The sequence below is a fragment of the uncultured Sphingomonas sp. genome (genome assembly GCF_964243315.1).
In the GTDB taxonomy this organism is placed as follows: domain Bacteria; phylum Pseudomonadota; class Alphaproteobacteria; order Sphingomonadales; family Sphingomonadaceae; genus Sphingomonas.
This window is the reverse complement of record NZ_CAXTEM010000021.1, coordinates 1-16,587: the sequence shown is the minus strand read 5'-3', so window position 1 is coordinate 16,587 and position 16,587 is coordinate 1. Positions and strand designations below refer to the sequence as shown.

The 16,587-nt window shown below is 65.8% G+C and carries 14 protein-coding genes; 6 read left to right on the top strand and 8 right to left on the bottom strand.

Going from position 1 to position 16,587, the window contains the following annotated elements; translation table 11 throughout:
- Positions 1–321: 321 nt before the first annotated feature.
- Entirely contained in the window at positions 322–1,305 is a 984-nt protein-coding gene (locus ACFE77_RS08370; protein ID WP_375421178.1) for an SDR family oxidoreductase, read from the bottom strand.
- A gap of 164 nt (positions 1,306–1,469) precedes the next feature.
- On the opposite strand from ACFE77_RS08370, the gene ligA reads away from it, so the two are divergent.
- The 5 genes from ligA (at position 1,470) to ACFE77_RS08345 (ending at position 11,023) form a co-directional block, all read left to right on the top strand.
- The gene (gene ligA, locus ACFE77_RS08365) at positions 1,470–3,593 is read left to right on the top strand and encodes an NAD-dependent DNA ligase LigA (RefSeq protein ID WP_375421177.1); all 2,124 of its coding nucleotides are present in this window, start codon (positions 1,470–1,472) and stop codon (positions 3,591–3,593) included.
- Between the two features lie 167 nt (positions 3,594–3,760).
- The gene (locus ACFE77_RS08360) at positions 3,761–7,066 is read left to right on the top strand and encodes a TonB-dependent receptor domain-containing protein (RefSeq protein ID WP_375421176.1); all 3,306 of its coding nucleotides are present in this window, start codon (positions 3,761–3,763) and stop codon (positions 7,064–7,066) included.
- A gap of 94 nt (positions 7,067–7,160) precedes the next feature.
- Entirely contained in the window at positions 7,161–8,273 is a 1,113-nt protein-coding gene (locus ACFE77_RS08355; protein WP_375421175.1) for a sensor histidine kinase, read from the top strand.
- Positions 8,270–9,079 carry a LytR/AlgR family response regulator transcription factor gene (locus ACFE77_RS08350; protein ID WP_375421174.1) on the top strand — a complete coding sequence of 270 codons (810 nt, stop codon included), beginning with the start codon at positions 8,270–8,272 and terminating at the stop codon, positions 9,077–9,079. Before ACFE77_RS08355 ends, ACFE77_RS08350 begins: the two co-directional genes overlap by 4 nt.
- A gap of 75 nt (positions 9,080–9,154) precedes the next feature.
- Entirely contained in the window at positions 9,155–11,023 is a 1,869-nt protein-coding gene (locus ACFE77_RS08345; protein WP_375421173.1) for an ABC-F family ATP-binding cassette domain-containing protein, read from the top strand.
- A 698-nt stretch (positions 11,024–11,721) separates the two neighbouring features.
- Here the strand turns inward: ACFE77_RS08345 and grxD are convergent.
- The 3 genes from grxD to ACFE77_RS08330 are packed head-to-tail and all read right to left on the bottom strand — an operon-like array spanning position 11,722 to position 12,621.
- Entirely contained in the window at positions 11,722–12,054 is a 333-nt protein-coding gene (grxD, locus tag ACFE77_RS08340) for a Grx4 family monothiol glutaredoxin (RefSeq protein ID WP_375421172.1), read from the bottom strand.
- An 11-nt stretch (positions 12,055–12,065) separates the two neighbouring features.
- Complete coding sequence (locus ACFE77_RS08335) at positions 12,066–12,296, bottom strand: BolA family protein (protein ID WP_375421171.1); 231 nt, start codon at positions 12,294–12,296, stop codon at positions 12,066–12,068.
- A gap of 1 nt (position 12,297) precedes the next feature.
- Positions 12,298–12,621 (bottom strand): DUF1476 domain-containing protein, encoded by a 324-nt coding sequence (locus ACFE77_RS08330; protein WP_375421170.1) that lies wholly within the window; start codon positions 12,619–12,621, stop codon positions 12,298–12,300.
- Positions 12,622–12,793: 172 nt separating this feature from the next.
- Between ACFE77_RS08330 and ACFE77_RS08325 the strand changes: the two genes are divergently transcribed.
- The gene (locus ACFE77_RS08325) at positions 12,794–12,934 is read left to right on the top strand and encodes a hypothetical protein (protein ID WP_375421169.1); all 141 of its coding nucleotides are present in this window, start codon (positions 12,794–12,796) and stop codon (positions 12,932–12,934) included.
- Between the two features lie 236 nt (positions 12,935–13,170).
- Here ACFE77_RS08325 and ACFE77_RS08320 read toward each other — a convergent pair whose 3' ends face one another.
- From ACFE77_RS08320 to ACFE77_RS08305, 4 genes are all read right to left on the bottom strand, one after another.
- Positions 13,171–14,169 (bottom strand): NADPH:quinone oxidoreductase family protein, encoded by a 999-nt coding sequence (locus tag ACFE77_RS08320; RefSeq protein WP_375421168.1) that lies wholly within the window; start codon positions 14,167–14,169, stop codon positions 13,171–13,173.
- Positions 14,132–14,761 (bottom strand): 3-isopropylmalate dehydratase small subunit, encoded by a 630-nt coding sequence (gene leuD, locus ACFE77_RS08315; RefSeq protein ID WP_375421167.1) that lies wholly within the window; start codon positions 14,759–14,761, stop codon positions 14,132–14,134. The genes ACFE77_RS08320 and leuD overlap by 38 nt, the downstream gene beginning before the upstream one ends.
- Complete coding sequence (locus ACFE77_RS08310) at positions 14,761–15,597, bottom strand: N-acyl homoserine lactonase family protein (protein WP_375421166.1); 837 nt, start codon at positions 15,595–15,597, stop codon at positions 14,761–14,763. Before ACFE77_RS08310 ends, leuD begins: the two co-directional genes overlap by 1 nt.
- 115 nt (positions 15,598–15,712) lie before the next feature.
- A partial coding sequence (locus ACFE77_RS08305) for an aconitase family protein (protein WP_375421165.1) occupies positions 15,713–16,587 on the bottom strand: 875 nt, incomplete at its 5' end.

The following is a 16,587-nucleotide window of genomic DNA, read 5'->3' as shown; positions in this document are numbered from 1 at the left end:
TCGGGGCTATGCCGTATCCACCTGCGCGGGAACGACTGTGGATCGGGCGCGGTGCAACTTGCCTTGACTATCGCCCGGTTGCCTTCGTCATCCCGGACCTGTTCTCAGCTTATATGACTTCGACAGGTACAGCCTTGTGTCCCCGCGAAGGCGGGGACCCAGTACTGGGCTCCCGCCTTCGCGGGAGCACAAAGAGGTAATCTAGAGGAGGCGTTGCGCGATCTGTCCGAATGCGGACACTCATTCGTGACGATCCGCTAGAGGAGCATAAGCGTCGCTGGCACAGCTGCGCTGCGCTACCGACCCGGGGCGATCACGACCCTAGACCGAGCCCGTCCCCCCGTTCGCGCCGAACACGCTGCCGGTTGTGAAGCTCGTCTGCGGATCGGCCAGCGTCACGTACAGCGACGCCAGCTCCACCGGCTGCCCTGCCCGGCCCAGAGGCGTATCCACCCCGAATTCGCCGATCTTGCCCGGCAACTGTCCGCCCGCCACCTGCAACGGGGTCCACACCGGGCCCGGCGCGACCGCGTTGACGCGGATGCCGCGCTTGGCGAGCTGCTTCGCGAGTCCCTTGGTGAAGATCTCGATCGCGCCCTTGGTGGTCGCGTAATCGAGCAGTTCCTCGCCGGGGTTGAACGAATTGACCGAGGCGGTGTTGATGATCGTCGAACCCGGCTGCATCATCGCCGCCGCGGTCTTCGACAGCCAGAACGTCGCATAGACGTTGGTCTTCATCGTCCGATCGAACTGTTCCGACGTGATCTCCGCGATCGACTCCTTCGACTGCTGGTAGGCCGCGTTGTTGACCAGGATATCGAGCCCGCCGAGTTCGCGAGTGGCCTTGCCGATCAGGTCGACGCAGAACTTCTCGCTGGTCAGGTCGCCCGGGATCAGCACCACCTTGCGCCCCTCGGCGCGGAGCAGCTTGGCGACGTCCTGCGCGTCGGGTTCCTCGGTCGGGAAATAGTTGATCGCGACGTCGGCGCCTTCGCGCGAGAAGGCGATCACCGCGGCGCGGCCGATCCCCGAATCACCGCCGGTGACGAGCGCCTTGCGCCCGGTCAGCTTTCCCGACCCGCGATAGCTCGCCTCGCCGCAATCGGGCACCGGCTTCATCTCACGCTGTAGCGCGGGCCATTTCTGGCGCTGTTCGGGGAAGGGCGGCTTGGGAAATTTCGAGGCGGGATTCTGCATCGGCTTGGTTCCTTGCGCGTGGGCGAGCGAGGGGGCGGAGGCGGCGAGCGCGACCGCGCCGGTCGCTGCGGCACCCTTCATCAGGTCGCGTCGGCTGGTGTCGGTCATGGGGGCGTCTCCGGTTCCGGAAGACAACCGCGAACGCCCGGGAAGTATCCGGACCCGCACGGTATTTATGTGGCTGATCCACGTCATCACCACGCACCAACGCCCCTCCACACCCACGGCTGCACCATCTTGCCGATCCGCCGCCCGCTATCTAATCCGACACGATGACCGCGCTGCCGACCGACGAGACCGAAGCCGCCGCCGCGCTGGAGAGCCTGGCAGCCGAGATCGCCCGCCACAATCGGCTTTATCACGCCGACGACGCGCCCGAACTGTCGGACGCCGAGTACGACGCGCTGGTCCGCCGCAACGCCGCGATCGAGCAGGCCTTCCCCGCGCTGGTCCGCGCCGATTCGCCGAGCCGATCGGTCGGCGCTGCCCCCGCTGGTCACCTCGCCAAGGTCGCGCATGCCCGGCCGATGATGAGCCTCGACAACGCCTTCGCCGACGCGGACGTGGTCGAGTTCGTCGCGCGTGTCCGCCGCTTCCTCAAGCTCGCCGACGATGCGCCGGTCGCGCTCACCGCCGAGCCCAAGATCGACGGGCTGTCCTGTTCGTTGCGCTACGAACGCGGCGTGCTGGTTCAGGCGCTGACCCGCGGCGACGGACAGGTCGGCGAGGACGTCACCGCCAATGTCGCGACGATCGCGGACATCCCGCAACGCCTGCCCGCCGATGCGCCCGCGATCTTCGAAGTCCGGGGCGAGGTGTACATGGCCAAGGCCGACTTCGCGGCGCTCAACGCGCGCCTGATTGCGGAGGCCGACGATCCGGCGACCGCGCGCCAGTTCGCCAACCCGCGCAACGCCGCCGCCGGATCGCTGCGCCAGAAGGATGCAGGCGTCACCGCCGCACGGCCGCTGCGGTTCCTGATGCACGGCTGGGGGGAGACGAGCGCGCTGCCGGGCGAGACCCAGACCGAGGTCGTGGAGGCGGTCCGGGACTGGGGGCTCCCCGTCGCGGACGGCTTCGCCCGTGTCGCGGATATCGACGCAGCGCTGGCGGTGTACCGCGATATCGAGGCACGCCGCGCCGACCTCGCCTTCGACATCGACGGCGTCGTCTACAAGGTCGATCGGCTCGACTGGCAGGCCCGGCTCGGTCAGGTCGCCAAGGCACCGCGCTGGGCAATCGCTCATAAATTCCCTGCGGAGCGCGCGCAGACCACGCTGGAGCGGATCGACATCCAGGTCGGCCGCACCGGCAAGCTGACCCCGGTAGCCCGGCTGGCGCCGGTCACCGTCGGTGGCGTCGTCGTCACCAACGCGACGTTGCACAATGCCGACGAGATCGCGCGGCTTGCCGTGTGGCCGGGCGACCGCGTGGTGCTCCAGCGCGCCGGCGACGTGATCCCGCAGATCGTCGAAAACCTGTCACGCGACGATTCCCGCGGCACCTGGCCCTTCCCCACCCACTGCGCCGAATGCGGGTCCGCCGCCGATCGCGCGGTGGGCGAGGTCGACTGGCGCTGTTCGGGCGGGTTGATCTGCCCCGCGCAGCGCGTCGAACGGCTGCGCCATTTCGTGTCGCGCCACGCGCTCGACATCGACGGGCTCGGCATCACGACGATCGAGGCGTTCTTCCGAGACGGGCTGGTCGCGACCCCCGCCGACATCTTCCGCCTCACCGAAGAAGCGCTGCTCGCCCGCGAACGCTGGGCTGCGGTCTCCGCGCGCAATCTCATCGCCGCGATCGACGCCAAGCGTAGGCCACCGCTGGATCGTTTCCTATTCGCGCTGGGTATTCGCCACGTCGGCGAGATCACCGCGCGCGACATCGCCCGCCGTTGGCGCGGCTGGACCGCGCTGACCGAGATGCTGAACACTGCGGTCGCCGCCCGCGACGACATGCTCTGCGCGGTCGGCGAGAGCGACGACAAGCTCCTCGCGCGCACCGCCAAGGCGCTCGCCGCGATCGTCGAGACCCCGGGGGTCGGCCCGGAAGTCGCGCTGTCGCTGGTCGACTTCTTCGCCGAGGCGCATAATCGCACCGCTCTCGACGATCTCCTCACCCAGATCACGCCCGCCGACGTGATCCACGAGACCCGCGCCTCCGACGTGAGCGGCAAGACGCTGGTGTTTACCGGCACCCTCGAAACGCTGAGCCGCGACGAGGCGAAGGCGCAGGCCGAAGCGCTCGGCGCGCGAGTCGCAGGGTCGGTGTCGGCCAAGACCGACCTGGTGATCGCCGGTCCGGGCGCGGGTTCGAAGCTGAAGAAGGCCACCGACCTCGGCATCGCGGTGATCGACGAGGCAGCCTGGAACGATCTGGTCGCAGCGACCGCCTGACCGTCAGCTAGCGTGGCTTTTTTGCAACGCACCATAATCGACTGTCACAATCGCGGAATCGTGACTCGCTTCTGTCATTGAAGCGAAATAATCCGCGTGCAGGGGCACGGGCATCCGGTCGGGTGACGGCGGAACCAGAGCACAGGCTCGCAGGGGAAATTCTTAGCATGCGTAACAACCTATTCCTGGGCGTGGCCGCGGTCGCGCTGATCATGCCGGTCGCCGCCGCGGCGCAGGAGACGACGTCCTCGATCCGCGGTTCGGTCACCGCCAATGGCGCGCCCGTTGCCGGCGCGACGGTGGTGATCACGAACGTGCCGTCGGGCACGCGCGCCGAGACGACGACCGATGCGAATGGCGACTTCGTGCAGACCGGCTTGCGCGTCGGTGGCCCCTTCACCGTCGACGTCACGAGCCCGTCGGGAAACACCTCGGTCACCGACATCTTCACCGTCGCGCAGCAGCCGTTCGATCTGCCGATCGAACTCGCCGGCAACGACGCTGGCGGTGACATCGTCGTCACCGCTTCTTCGATCCGCGGCGCCGGCGTCCAGCAGAGCAGCGGGCCGCAGACCGTCCTGACCCAGGCGGACATCCGCAAGGTTGCGTCGGTCAATCGCGACGTCCGCGATCTGGCGCGCCGCGATCCCCTCGCGTCGCTCGACCTCACCAACACCCGGGCGGTTTCGTTCGCGGGCGTCAATCCGCGCTTCAACCGCTTCACGATCAACGGCGTTCAGGTCGGCGACCAGTTCGGCCTCAATTCGGACGCCAACCCCACTGGTCGTGGCCCGATCCCGTTCGATGCGATCGGCCAGTTCTCGGTGTCCATCGCGCCGAGCGACATTCGGCAGGGCAATTTCCAGGGTGGCGCGATCGATACCGTCCTGCTGTCGGGCACCAACGAGTTCCACGGCACCGGCTTCTATTCGCAAAGCACCGACGAGCTGCAGGGCAAGAAGATCGGGTCGAACACCCTGACGCTGCCGAGCTACAAGTCGGAGACCTATGGCGCAACGCTTCGCGGGCCGCTGATCAAGGACACGCTGTTCTTCATGGTCTCGGCGGAACGCAACACCGATCCGCGTCCGCTTGGCACGACCGCGATCACGCAGGTCCCCGGTGCAAGCCAGGCGCAGGTCGATCAGGTTACCGCGATCGCCAACAGCGTTTATGGCTACAATCCCGGCGCGTTTCTTTCGATCAACAACCAGAAGGACGAGAAGATCGTCGGCCGGATTGATTGGAACGTCACGACCGGTCAGCGTCTCTCGCTGTCCTACATCAACGCCTACGAATCGAGCACGGTCGCGCAGGGCACCAGCACCAACGCAACGACTCCGGGCATCGGCTTGGCCTCCAACTATTATCAGCGCAGCGTCCTGCTTCGGGCCGGCATCGCGCAGTTGAACTCCGACTGGACCGACCAGCTTTCGACCGAGACGCGCTTCATCTACAAGAGCAACAAGGTCGGATCGGATTCGCTGCTCGGCAACGACTTCGCTCAGTTCACGGTCTGCACCGCGCCGACGAGTGTGGTTGCGACCGGTAACTCGGTCAGCGCCTGCGGTGCCGGCAATCCTAACATCGTGTTCGGCCCGGACATCAGCCGACAGGCGAACGAGCTGTTCTTCGACACTTGGGGTGGATCGTTCCAGGCGCGCTATTCGGCCGGGGCGCACGACGTGAAGCTGCTCGCCGAAGTCAACGCCAACCGTACCTTCAATTACTTCCTGCAACGCCTGAACGGCGCCTATTACTTCGACTCGATCGCCGATTTCCAGAACCGCTCCGCGTCGAACTTTGATTACGCCAATGCGGTATCGCTCAACCCGCGCGATGCGGCGGCGGACTTCAAGTACCAGCAATACACCTTTGGTGCGCAGGACGAATGGAGCATCAGCGATGCGCTGACGCTGACCTATGGCATCCGCTACGACCTGTACGCGATGCGTTCGCCGGTCGCGCAGAACGACGCGTTCTTCGGTCGCTACGGCTTCTACAATACCAAGACGTACAAGGGCCTGGACAATTTCCAGCCGCGGATCAGCGCCATCTGGAAGCCGCTGCCCGGCCTGAGCGTACGTGCGGGCGCCTCCGTATTCGGCGGCGGTTCGCCCGACATCTACCTGTCGAACAGCTACTCCAACACCGGCGTGCTCTCGAACCGGATCGCTACCGTTACGCGTGCGACCGCCGCGCCGGGAGCGGTGGCCGGCTCGCAGGCGACGCTAACCTGCAACAGCCCATACAATGTCGCGGCGAACAGCGCGGTCTGCACCGATGGCCTCAACGGCGTCACCGGAACGACGATCCCCGCATCGGTCGACTCCTACCTGTCGCGGACCACCTCCGCGCTGGCGACGGCACCGACGAACGCGCTCGATCCCGACTTCAAGCTGCCATCGGTCGCGAAGTACACGCTGTCCGCGGATTACACGCTGTTCGGCTTCAACGTCGGCGTGAACTATCTCTACACCAAGACGATCCAGGCGGTGACCTTCACCGATCTCCGTTCGCGTCAGATCGGCTTGCTGCCCGATGGCCGTCCGCGCTACAACGGCCTGACGAGCTTCGGCGACACCAACCAGGACATCCTGCTCACCAACACCTCGCGTGGCCGCAGTCACGTTGCCGTGGTTCACTTCGACAAGACCTACGATTTCGGCCTCTCGTTCGGCGGCAGCTATAGCTACCAGGACGTGAAGGACGTCAGCCCGGCCACGTCGTCGACCGCCTCGTCGAACTATCTGAACGTGGCGATGAGCGACCCGAACAACGCCACCTACGGCATTTCGGGCGACCAGACGAAGTGGGCGTTCAAGTACAATGTCGGCTTCGAACGGGCGTTCTTCGGCGACTACAAGACCATCTTCCAGCTGTTCGGCGAAACCCGCGCGGGACGCCCGTTCAGCTACACGATGCAGAATGCGGTCAACGGACGCTCGCCTGTGTTCGGGACGATTGCCGGTCCGAACCTCGGCACCAACTCCGACCAGCGCTTCCTGCTGTACGTGCCGTCCAGCACGACCGATCCGATCGTCAGCTACGACAGCCAAGCCACGCAGGACTCGTTGGAGGACCTGATCAGCAAGACCAATTTGAAGGATTATCGCGGCCGGATCGCGGGACGCAACATCGCGCGTAATCGTGCCTTCACGCGCATTGATCTCCATCTGGAGCAGGAACTGCCGACCTTCATCGGCGGCTCGCGCATCTCGATCTTCGGCGATATCGAGAATCTGCCCAACCTGCTAAACAAGGATTGGGGTGGCCTGCGCCAGCTCGCTTTCCCGCAATATGCCGCAGTTGTTCAGGTCTCGTGCCTGTCGGCAGCCGGTGTGCCGAATACGGCGCCGACCCAGCAGTGCGCGCAGTATCGCTATTCGAGCTTCCGCACGCCGAACACCAGCCAGGCGAGCATCTCGAACTCGCTCTACCTGATCCGCGTCGGCGCCCGCTTCTCCTTCTAAGCGCCGCCTTCCGTTTCGATCCAGGCCGCCGTTCCCACTGGGGAGCGGCGGCTTCTTTTTGCGCCGCGCGCTTCCGGCGTGTAGGGCGATGCGCATGGCGACCCTTCCCGCCCCTCCGCCGCGCCTGTCGGTGCGCCCCTTCTTCGAGAACAAGAGCCGTGCCTTCTGGACGCTGCAGGCGGTCGGGTGGGGTGGCTATCTCGTCCTGCGCGGTGCCTCGTCGATCTCGAACGGGCCGTCGCTCGACCTGCTGATCCTGGTGATCGTCGAGGCGATCACCGGCTATTGCATCACCCTGCTGCTGTCCGCGCTCTACGGCTATTACCGGCGGCTGCCGCGCGTCACGGGCCTGCTGCTCACGATCTTCACGCTGGTCGCCGCGGTGCTGGTGTTCTCCGCGATCGACGCCTTCACCTTCTCGTTGCTCCAATCGACCAATCCGGGGGTGACGATCGGGCGGATGCTCGGCACGCTGTATGTATGCTTCACGCTCATCGCGGGGTGGTCGGCGCTGTATTTCGGCATCAACTTCTACCTGATCGTCGAGGAACAGATCGACCAGATGCAGCATCTGGAGACCCAGGCGTCGTCGGCGCAGCTGGCGATGCTGCGCTATCAGCTCAATCCGCACTTCCTGTTCAACACGCTCAACTCGATCTCGACGCTGGTGCTGCTGAAACAGACCGAGCGCGCCAATGCGATGCTCAGCCGGTTGTCGTCGTTCCTGCGCTACACCCTCGCCAACGAACCTACCGCGCACGTCACCGTGCTGCAGGAGGTCGAGACGCTGAAGCTCTATCTCGAGATCGAGAAGATGCGGTTCGAGGAACGCCTGCGCACCGTGTTCGAGATCGATCCCAGCGCCGAACGCGCACGATTGCCGTCGCTGCTGCTCCAGCCGCTGGTCGAAAACGCGATCAAATATGCGGTCACTCCGCAGGAGGAAGGCGCCGAAATCAGCGTCGCAGTGCGGCTGGCCGGGGAACGCGTGCAGATCACCGTATCCGACACCGGGCCGGGCTTGCACGAGACGCGGATTAGCCCAAGCCTTTCAACCGGCGTGGGGCTTGCCAATATAAGGGAGCGGCTGGTGCAGGCATATGGCCCGGACCAGCGCTTCGAGACACGCACCGCGCCCGCTGGCGGTTTCTCGGTCGAGATCGAGATTCCGTTCCAGCTCGACGACCTGAGTAGAGAGGCTGCATGACGATCAGAACCATCCTGGTGGACGACGAACCACTAGCCATCCAGGGACTGGAGCTCAGGCTCCAGGTACATGACGATGTCGAGATCGTCGAAAAATGCTCCAACGGCCGCGAAGCGATCCGCGCCATCAAGACCCAGAAACCCGACCTCGTCTTCCTCGATATCCAGATGCCCGGCTTCGACGGCTTTTCCGTGGTGCAGGGGCTGATGGAGGTCGAGCCACCATTGTTCGTCTTCGTCACCGCCTATTCGGATCACGCCCTGCGCGCGTTCGAGGCGCAGGCAGTCGATTACCTGATGAAACCGGTCGAGGAGAGCCGCCTCGCCGACACGCTCGACCGCGTCCGCCAGCGCCTGAACGAGAAGCGCGGCGTCGAGGAGGTCGAGAAGCTCCGCGAGGTTCTCGCCGACGTCGCACCCGAAGCCGCGGCCGACATGGCCGATGGCGGCAGCGGCGGCGGGGAGCACAGCGCCAACCGGTTCGAGAAGCTGATCAACATCAAGGATCGCGGCCAGATCTTCCGCGTCGACGTCGACACCATCGAGCGGATCGACGCCGCCGGCGACTACATGTGCATCTACACCGGCGACAACACGTTGATCCTGCGCGAGACGATGAAGGATCTGGAAAAGCGCCTCGACCCGCGCCGGTTCCAGCGGGTGCACCGCTCGACGATCGTCAACCTGGATCTGGTCAAGCAGGTCAAGCCGCACACCAATGGCGAATGCTTCCTGGTGCTGAACTCGGGCGCGAGCGTGAAGGTGTCGCGCAGCTACCGCGACGTGGTGGCGCGCTTCGTCCACTGATCGACGCACGATCGGGGTGACGCAGGCACGCGCCACCCCTTCGACAAATCATGCTGCATCTGCTAACGGCGCGCGATGCTCAACCTCAACGGTATCACGGTGCGCCTCGGCGGGCGGGTCATCCTCGACAGCGCGACCGCGTCGCTGCCGCCGGGTAGCCGTGTCGGGCTGATCGGCCGCAACGGCGCCGGCAAGTCGACGATGGTACGGGTCATCGCCGGGATGCTCGAACCCGACGACGGCAGCGCCGACATGCCGCGCGGCAGCCGCATCGGCTATATCGCGCAGGAAGCGCCCCACGGCGACGCTACCCCGTTCGAGACGGTGCTCGCCGCCGACACGGAGCGCGCCGCACTGATGGCGGAGAGCGAGACCAGCGACGATCCCGATCGCCTCGGCGACCTCTACGAGCGGCTGATCGCGATCGACGCCTACACCGCCCCCGCGCGCGCCGCGCAGATCCTGCTCGGCCTGGGGTTCGACGAGGACATGCAGGCGCGGCCGCTCGACAGCTTCTCGGGCGGCTGGAAGATGCGCGTCGCGCTCGCCGCCCTGCTGTTCTCGCAACCCGATCTGCTGCTGCTCGACGAGCCCTCGAACCATCTCGATCTCGAAGCGGTGATGTGGCTCGAGGATTTCCTGAAGGGCTACAAGGCGACGATCGTCGTCGTCAGCCACGAACGCGATTTCCTCAACAACGTCGTCGACCACATTCTCCACCTGCAGGGCGGCAAGATCACGCTCTACCCCGGCGGCTATGACGCGTTCGAGCGCCAGCGCGCCGAACGCCTCGCGCAGATCGAGGCCGCGCGGGCCAACCAGGCGGTCCAGCGCGAGAAGCTGCAAAGCTACATCGCCAAGAACTCCGCGCGCGCATCGACTGCGAAACAGGCCCAGTCGCGGCAGAAGATGCTCGCCAAGATGCAGCCGATCGCCGACGCCTATAACGATCCGACGCTGTCGTTCGGCTTCCCCAACCCCAGCGAGCTGCGCCCGCCGCTCATCACGCTCGACATGGCGTCGGTCGGCTACAGCGAAACGCCGATCCTCAAGCGATTGAACCTGCGGCTCGACCCGGACGACCGGATCGCGCTGCTCGGTCGTAACGGCAACGGCAAGACCACGCTGGCGCGGCTGCTCGCGGCGCAGCTCGCGCCGATGGCGGGCGAGATGAACGCCACCGGCAAGATGAAAGTCGGCTATTTCACCCAGTATCAGGTCGAGGAACTCGATACCGAGGATACCCCGCTCGACCATATGACCCACATGATGAAGGGCGCGACTCCGGCTGCGGTCCGCGCACAGCTCGGCCGGTTCGGCTTTTCGGGCGACAAGGCGACGACGAAGGTCGGCAAGCTGTCGGGCGGCGAGCGCGCCCGCCTCGCGCTGGCGCTGATCACCCGCGACGCGCCGCATCTGCTGATCCTCGACGAGCCGACCAACCATCTCGACGTCGACGCGCGCGAAGCGCTGGTCCAGGCGCTCAACGACTATGCCGGCGCGGTGGTGCTGGTCAGCCACGATCGCCACATGCTCGAACTCACCGCGGACCGGCTGGTGCTGGTCGACGAAGGCACCGCGCGCGAATTCGACGGCAGCCTCGACGATTACATCGCGCTGATCCTGAAGGGCGATCCGAACAAGGCGGGCGCGTCCAAGGCAGACCGCAAGGCCGAGAAGAAGGCCGCCGCCGAGACCCGCGACAAGGATGCCGCGCTGCGCAGGACGATCCGCGACCTCGAGGACGAGACCGCGCGGCACATGAAGGAACGCAATGCCATCGAACGCGCGATGGCCGACCCGGCCGGTGCGGAGCCACGCTTCTCGCGGATGACGATGGGCGATCTCAACAAACGCCGCGCCGAGGTGCAGGTCAAGCTGGACGCGGTCGAGGCGAAGTGGCTGGCGGCAAGCGAGGCGCTGGAGACGGTTGCGGCGGTTTAGAGCCGTCCGCGAACAGGTTTGCTCTCCCTTCCCCTTCAGGTGAGGGGCTATGGCGTATCAACTTAGTCGCGAACGAGTCTAGGGGCGGGATGTCAGCAAGTAGAATTCGTCACCTTGTTCGTCATCCCCGCGCAGGCGTGAATCCAGACTGGCAAGCGTTGCGGCTGACATACTGAAACCAGCCAGTATGGATCCCCGCCTGCGCGGGGATGACGCAATGGGCCGAGGCGATCGACCGCGAGCCACCCCGTGCCTGACACCACCCCGGCGAAGGCCGGGGCCTAGTAGGGCATAGAAGGTAAGGAAGCTCAACGCGCTGCCACGGGAGACTGTCTACCTGGGCCCCGGCCTTCGCCGGGGTGAGACTGCTGACGGCCTCGCGGTACTCCGTGTTCCCGCGCACGCGGGGATCCAGGGCAGAGCAACGCGACAGGACCGGTCCTACTTGGCCCTGGGCTCCCGCTTCCGCGGGAGCACGGTGGCGGTGAGCCGAACAAGCGTCGGCCACCTTTACACTCCGGCCCCCGTGCCGAGCCCGGTTAACCACCGAACGCCGCAGAAACCCGCCACCCAGCAACCTTGGCACGCCCGGTGCATCGTCGCTCACGTTGCCGAGCATGCTCGCTTCAGCAGGGTGGACCGTCCGCTAACCGTCTCGCGACGGTCCACCCTCACCCGGCCCGGTCGGCCGAGCAGCGTCAGTTCGCCTCGACGCTCTTCTCGAACAACGTCGCCAGCTCGCCGCTCTCGTACATCTCCATCATGATGTCCGACCCGCCGATGAACTCGCCGCCGACGTAGAGCTGTGGGATCGTCGGCCAGTCCGAATAGGCCTTGATACCCTGGCGCACGCCTTGGTCCTGCAGCACATCGACGCTTTCGAAATCGACGTTCAGGTGATTAAGGATCGCGATCGCGCGGCTGGAGAAACCGCACTGCGGGAATAGCGGGCTGCCCTTCATGAACAGCACCACCGGGTTCGCCTTCACGATGGCATCGATACGGGCGTTGGCGTCGGTCTCGTCGGTCATGTCGTTGGTCCTCAGGATGTTGCCGTGGTGAGCTGGAGCGCGTGGAGTACGCCGCCCATGCGCCCGCCGAGCGCGGCATAGACGGCTTGATGTTGTTTAACGCGAGACAGGCCGGCGAAGCTCGGGCTGACGACGCGCGCCGCATAATGATCGCCGTCGCCGGCAAGGTCGGTGATCTCGACCTCGGCATCGGGGATGGCGACGCGGATCATCGCGGCGATTTCGTCGGCAGCCATCGGCATGTCAATCGATTCCCATCAGCTGGCGCCGCGCCTCGACCGACTGCTCGTCGAGCGCGCGGCGTACGGTGACCTCGTCGACATCGATGCCCGCCGCGGTCAGATCGCCGAGCAGCTTGCGGACCACGTCGTCGTCGCCGGCTTCCTCGAATTCGGCATGCACTACCGCCTTGGAATAGGCATCCGCCTCCTCGGGCGTCAGCTTCATCAGTTCGGCCGCCCACACCCCCAGCAACCGGTTGCGTCGCGCGATGATCCGGAACGCCATCTCCTCATCGCGCGCGAACTTGGCTTCGAATGCTTGTTCGCGTTCGTCGAAGGTCGTCATGTGGCGTTCCCCTGCTGCTCCACCGCGTCGAATACATAGGTGGGCGCCGCGAGCGGCGCAACGGAGTGCAACCGCTGTGCCAAGTCGCAAATCGGGGCTGGAACTAAAGGATTGGCAAAGCTATATCATCCTTAACGGACGCATAAGACGCCTGTCATCTAGGAGAGCCAGCATGGACATGCCCATCGTTGCAGGCATGAGTGTCGACAAGAACCGGACCAGTCCGCCCGCTATGGCCGGCGCGGTGTTCGGTATCGTGATTTCGATTTTACTTTGGGCGATGATCGGCATGGCGCTCTACTTGATCGTCTGAGGCTAGGCTAGCCACGGGCACCCCTGCCGTCGCCGTCGAAGCAGGAAGACATCTACTTCACCCGTTCGTACCGAAGAGGGATCGAGTAGCCCCGCAGGGGCGTGTCGAGAGCCCGTATCGAGGTACAGCTCCCACGCGCCCAACTTGTCCTTCGATACATTATCTCGCTACGCCCTACGGGCTACTCGATGGCTACTCGGGACGAACGGAATGGGCTGGGCTGACGCCGTTACGCCCTAGCCGACTTCCACCACCAGCTTCCCGATCGCGCCGCGGGCCGCCATCTTGGCGATGGCGTCGCCGCCGCGTTCGAAGGGGAACAGCTCGGTCACGCGCGGCGCGATCTTGCCTTCGGCCCACAGCCTGAACAGATGCTCGACATGCGCCTCGTTCGCCTTCGGGTCGCGCGCCGCGAAGGCACCCCAGAACACGCCGCACACGTCGCAGCTCTTGAGCAGCGTCAAATTCAACGGCAGCCGCGGGATCCCCGCAGGAAAGCCGACCACCAGATAGCGCCCTTCCCAGCCGATCGATCGCAGCGCCGGCTCGGCATAATCGCCGCCGACCGGATCGTAGATCACGTTGTACCCGGCCTTGCCGCCGGCCGCCTTGAACTGTTCGGCCAGCGCCTTCGACGCGTCCTTGTCGAACGGTGCACGCCCGTAGATCAGCGTCTCGTCGGCCCCAGCCTCGCGAGCCGCCGCTGCTTTCTCTTCGGACGATACCGCTGCGACGACTCGTGCGCCGAACGCCTTGCCGAGTTCGATCGCCGCCAGCCCGACTCCGCCCGCCGCGCCGAGTACCAGCAGCGTCTGCCCCGTCTTCAGATGCCCGCGGTCGAGCAGCGCGTGGATCGTGGTGCCGTATGTCAGGATCAGCGCCGCGCCCTCGGCGAAGCTGCGCTCCTCGGGGAGCCGGTACATCCGCGACGGGTCGACCACGATCTTCTCGGCGAGCCCGCCATGGCCGATCGTGCCCATGATCCGGTCGCCGACCGACCAGCCGGTCACGCCATCGCCGACGCTCTCGACCACGCCGGCGATTTCACCGCCCGGCGCGAACGGGCGCGGCGGCTTGAACTGGTATTTGTCCTCGATGATGATGACGTCGGGATAGTTGATCGCGCAGGCCTTCACCGCGATCACGACCTGCCCCGCACCGGCGACCGGATCGGGCAGCTCCGCCATTTCCAGAGTTTCAGGTCCGCCGATCGCCCTCGATAGCAACGCCCGCATATCGCCTCTCCTGCCTTAGCCAAGGGCGATGTTCGTTCACCGCGCCTTCGAAGTTCGAAATCGCGGTATCCCTTGCCAGTGTCAGGCCGATCTCGTCCAGTCCTTCCATGAGGCATTGGCGACGGAACGGGTCGAGGTCGAAGGCGAAGCGATCCTGGAACGGCGTCGTCACCGACATGGTTTCTAGATCGACGCTGATCGGGTGCTCGCGCGCGACCTCGATCAGCCGGTCGATCGCGGGTTGCGGCAGCACCACCGGGATGATGCCGTTCTTGAACGCGTTGCTGGAGAAGATGTCGGAGAAGCTCGGCGCCAGCACCGCGACGATGCCCATGTCGATCAGTGCCCAGGCAGCATGCTCCCGGCTCGACCCGCACCCGAAATTGTCGCCCGCGATCAAAATCGGCGCGCCAGAATAACGCGCGTCGTCGAAGATGTTGTCCGGCTGCGCCCGCACGGTCTCGAACGCGCCGCGCGCCAGCCCCGAGCGGGTGATCGTCTTCAGCCACGCCGCGGGGATGATCACGTCGGTGTCGACGTTCTTCTGCCCCCAGGGATAGGCGCGACCGGAGACGGTGGTGATCGGCTGCATCAGTCGGCAGCCGCAGGGAAGGCCGGCAGCTTGGCGACGTCGCGCGGCTCGTGCTGGATGATCACGCGTGCCTTCAGGTTGCGCGCGACCGCCTTGAAGCGCGCCAGCGACGCCAGCGTGTCGGCGCGGTCGGTGTTGAACGGCGGCACGCCGTCGCCATCGTAATTCTCGGTGAAGTGAGCGAGATCGCCGGTCAGCATGACCAAGCCGGTCCGCGGCAGCTTCACCAGCAACGCGTGATGGCCGGGCGTGTGACCCGGCATGCCGAGCATGACGACGCTGCCATCGCCGAACACGTCCTTGTCCCCGTTGACGGGATCGACCTTGCCGCCGCCGGTCAGCCAAGACTTCAGGGGCCCGCCGTCTACCCCGGGCTGGCCCGCCTTCAGCGCATCATGATCACCCTTGCCGATCATCAGCGTGGCGCCGGAGAAGCTCGGCGCCTGCCCGATATGGTCGAAATGATAATGACTGATGCCGAGGATCGTGATCGCCGACGGCGCAACGGCGATCCGCGCGAACTGTTCGGGCAAGGTCGTCGCCAGCGTCGGCGACATCGCCGGCTTGGGATCGGTCGCGGCGCCCTTCAGCGCGGCGGGCAGCCCGGCGTCCCACAGCATGTAGGTGTCGCCATGCTTGATCAGATAGCAGCTGGCCGTCAGGCGTTTCGACTGGCCGGGATAGGCATAGGTGTCGGAAAACGCGTTGAGCGAATTGACCTGCACCGTGCCGCAATCCAGCCGCCACAGCTTCACCGCGGGCGCGGCCGGTGCGGGTGGCGTCGATTGCGCCATCAGCGCCACCGCCGACAGCGCGGCGAGTATCGCGGTCTTCATGATCGGTTTCAGCCCTTGGTGGTGGTCGCAGGCTGCGTGACGATCCGCGTCGTCGCAGCATAGGCGGCGACGCCGCTCACCAGGGTGCCCAGGATCAACAGGACCAATGCGCGCTTCATGACGATGCTCTCCCCATTATATCTCTCACGTCGGTCAAACGCCCGGTCACCGCCGCCGCTGCGGCCATCGCGGGCGAGACGAGGTGCGTCCGCGCCCCCGGCCCCTGCCGCCCGACAAAATTGCGGTTCGACGTCGACGCGCAGCGTTCACCCGGCGGCACCTTGTCCGGGTTCATCGCCAGGCACATCGAGCAGCCGGGCTCGCGCCATTCGAACCCTGCACTGGTGAAGATCCGATCGAGCCCCTCGGCCTCGGCCTGACGCTTGACCAGCCCCGACCCCGGCACCACCAGCGCGCGCACGCCATCGGCGACGCGGCGGCCGTTGGCGACCGATGCGGCGGCGCGCAGATCCTCGATCCGGCTGTTGGTACAGCTGCCGATGAAGACATGCTGGATCGCGACGTCGCGCATCGCGGTGCCCGGCGTCAGGCCCATATAGTCGAGCGACTTGCGCGCCGCCGCCTGTTTCGATGGGTCGGCGAAGCTGTCGGGCTCGGGCACCACGCCGGTGATCGGGACCACGTCTTCCGGGCTGGTGCCCCAGGTCAGCGCGGGCGCGATGTCCGAGGCGTCGAGCCGGACGACCTTGTCGTACACCGCCGCCGGATCGCTCGCGAGCGACCGCCACCATTCGACCGCCTGGTCCCAAGCATCGCCCGCCGGCGCCAGCGGCCGGCCCTTCAAATAGGCGAAGGTCGTGTCGTCGGGCGCGACCAGCCCGGCCCGCGCGCCGCCCTCGATCGACATGTTGGCGATCGTCAACCGCCCCTCGATCGACAGCGCGCGGATCACCTCGCCGGTATATTCGATGACGTGGCCGGTGCCGCCCGCCGCGCCGATCTTGCCGATGATCGACAGGATCACGTCCT

Excerpts from the sequence above, each read along its gene's own strand:
- ACFE77_RS08370 (WP_375421178.1), bottom strand. The coding sequence starts at position 1,305 with ATGACCGACACCAGCCGACGCGACCTGATGAAGGGTGCCGCAGCGACC.
- ligA (WP_375421177.1), top strand. The coding sequence starts at position 1,470 with ATGACCGCGCTGCCGACCGACGAGACCGAAGCCGCCGCCGCGCTGGAG.
- ACFE77_RS08360 (WP_375421176.1), top strand. The coding sequence starts at position 3,761 with ATGCGTAACAACCTATTCCTGGGCGTGGCCGCGGTCGCGCTGATCATG.
- ACFE77_RS08355 (WP_375421175.1), top strand. The coding sequence starts at position 7,161 with ATGGCGACCCTTCCCGCCCCTCCGCCGCGCCTGTCGGTGCGCCCCTTC.
- ACFE77_RS08350 (WP_375421174.1), top strand. The coding sequence starts at position 8,270 with ATGACGATCAGAACCATCCTGGTGGACGACGAACCACTAGCCATCCAG.
- ACFE77_RS08345 (WP_375421173.1), top strand. The coding sequence starts at position 9,155 with ATGCTCAACCTCAACGGTATCACGGTGCGCCTCGGCGGGCGGGTCATC.
- grxD (WP_375421172.1), bottom strand. The coding sequence starts at position 12,054 with ATGACCGACGAGACCGACGCCAACGCCCGTATCGATGCCATCGTGAAG.
- ACFE77_RS08335 (WP_375421171.1), bottom strand. The coding sequence starts at position 12,296 with ATGCCGATGGCTGCCGACGAAATCGCCGCGATGATCCGCGTCGCCATC.
- ACFE77_RS08330 (WP_375421170.1), bottom strand. The coding sequence starts at position 12,621 with ATGACGACCTTCGACGAACGCGAACAAGCATTCGAAGCCAAGTTCGCG.
- ACFE77_RS08325 (WP_375421169.1), top strand. The coding sequence starts at position 12,794 with ATGGACATGCCCATCGTTGCAGGCATGAGTGTCGACAAGAACCGGACC.
- ACFE77_RS08320 (WP_375421168.1), bottom strand. The coding sequence starts at position 14,169 with ATGCGGGCGTTGCTATCGAGGGCGATCGGCGGACCTGAAACTCTGGAA.
- leuD (WP_375421167.1), bottom strand. The coding sequence starts at position 14,761 with ATGCAGCCGATCACCACCGTCTCCGGTCGCGCCTATCCCTGGGGGCAG.
- ACFE77_RS08310 (WP_375421166.1), bottom strand. The coding sequence starts at position 15,597 with ATGAAGACCGCGATACTCGCCGCGCTGTCGGCGGTGGCGCTGATGGCG.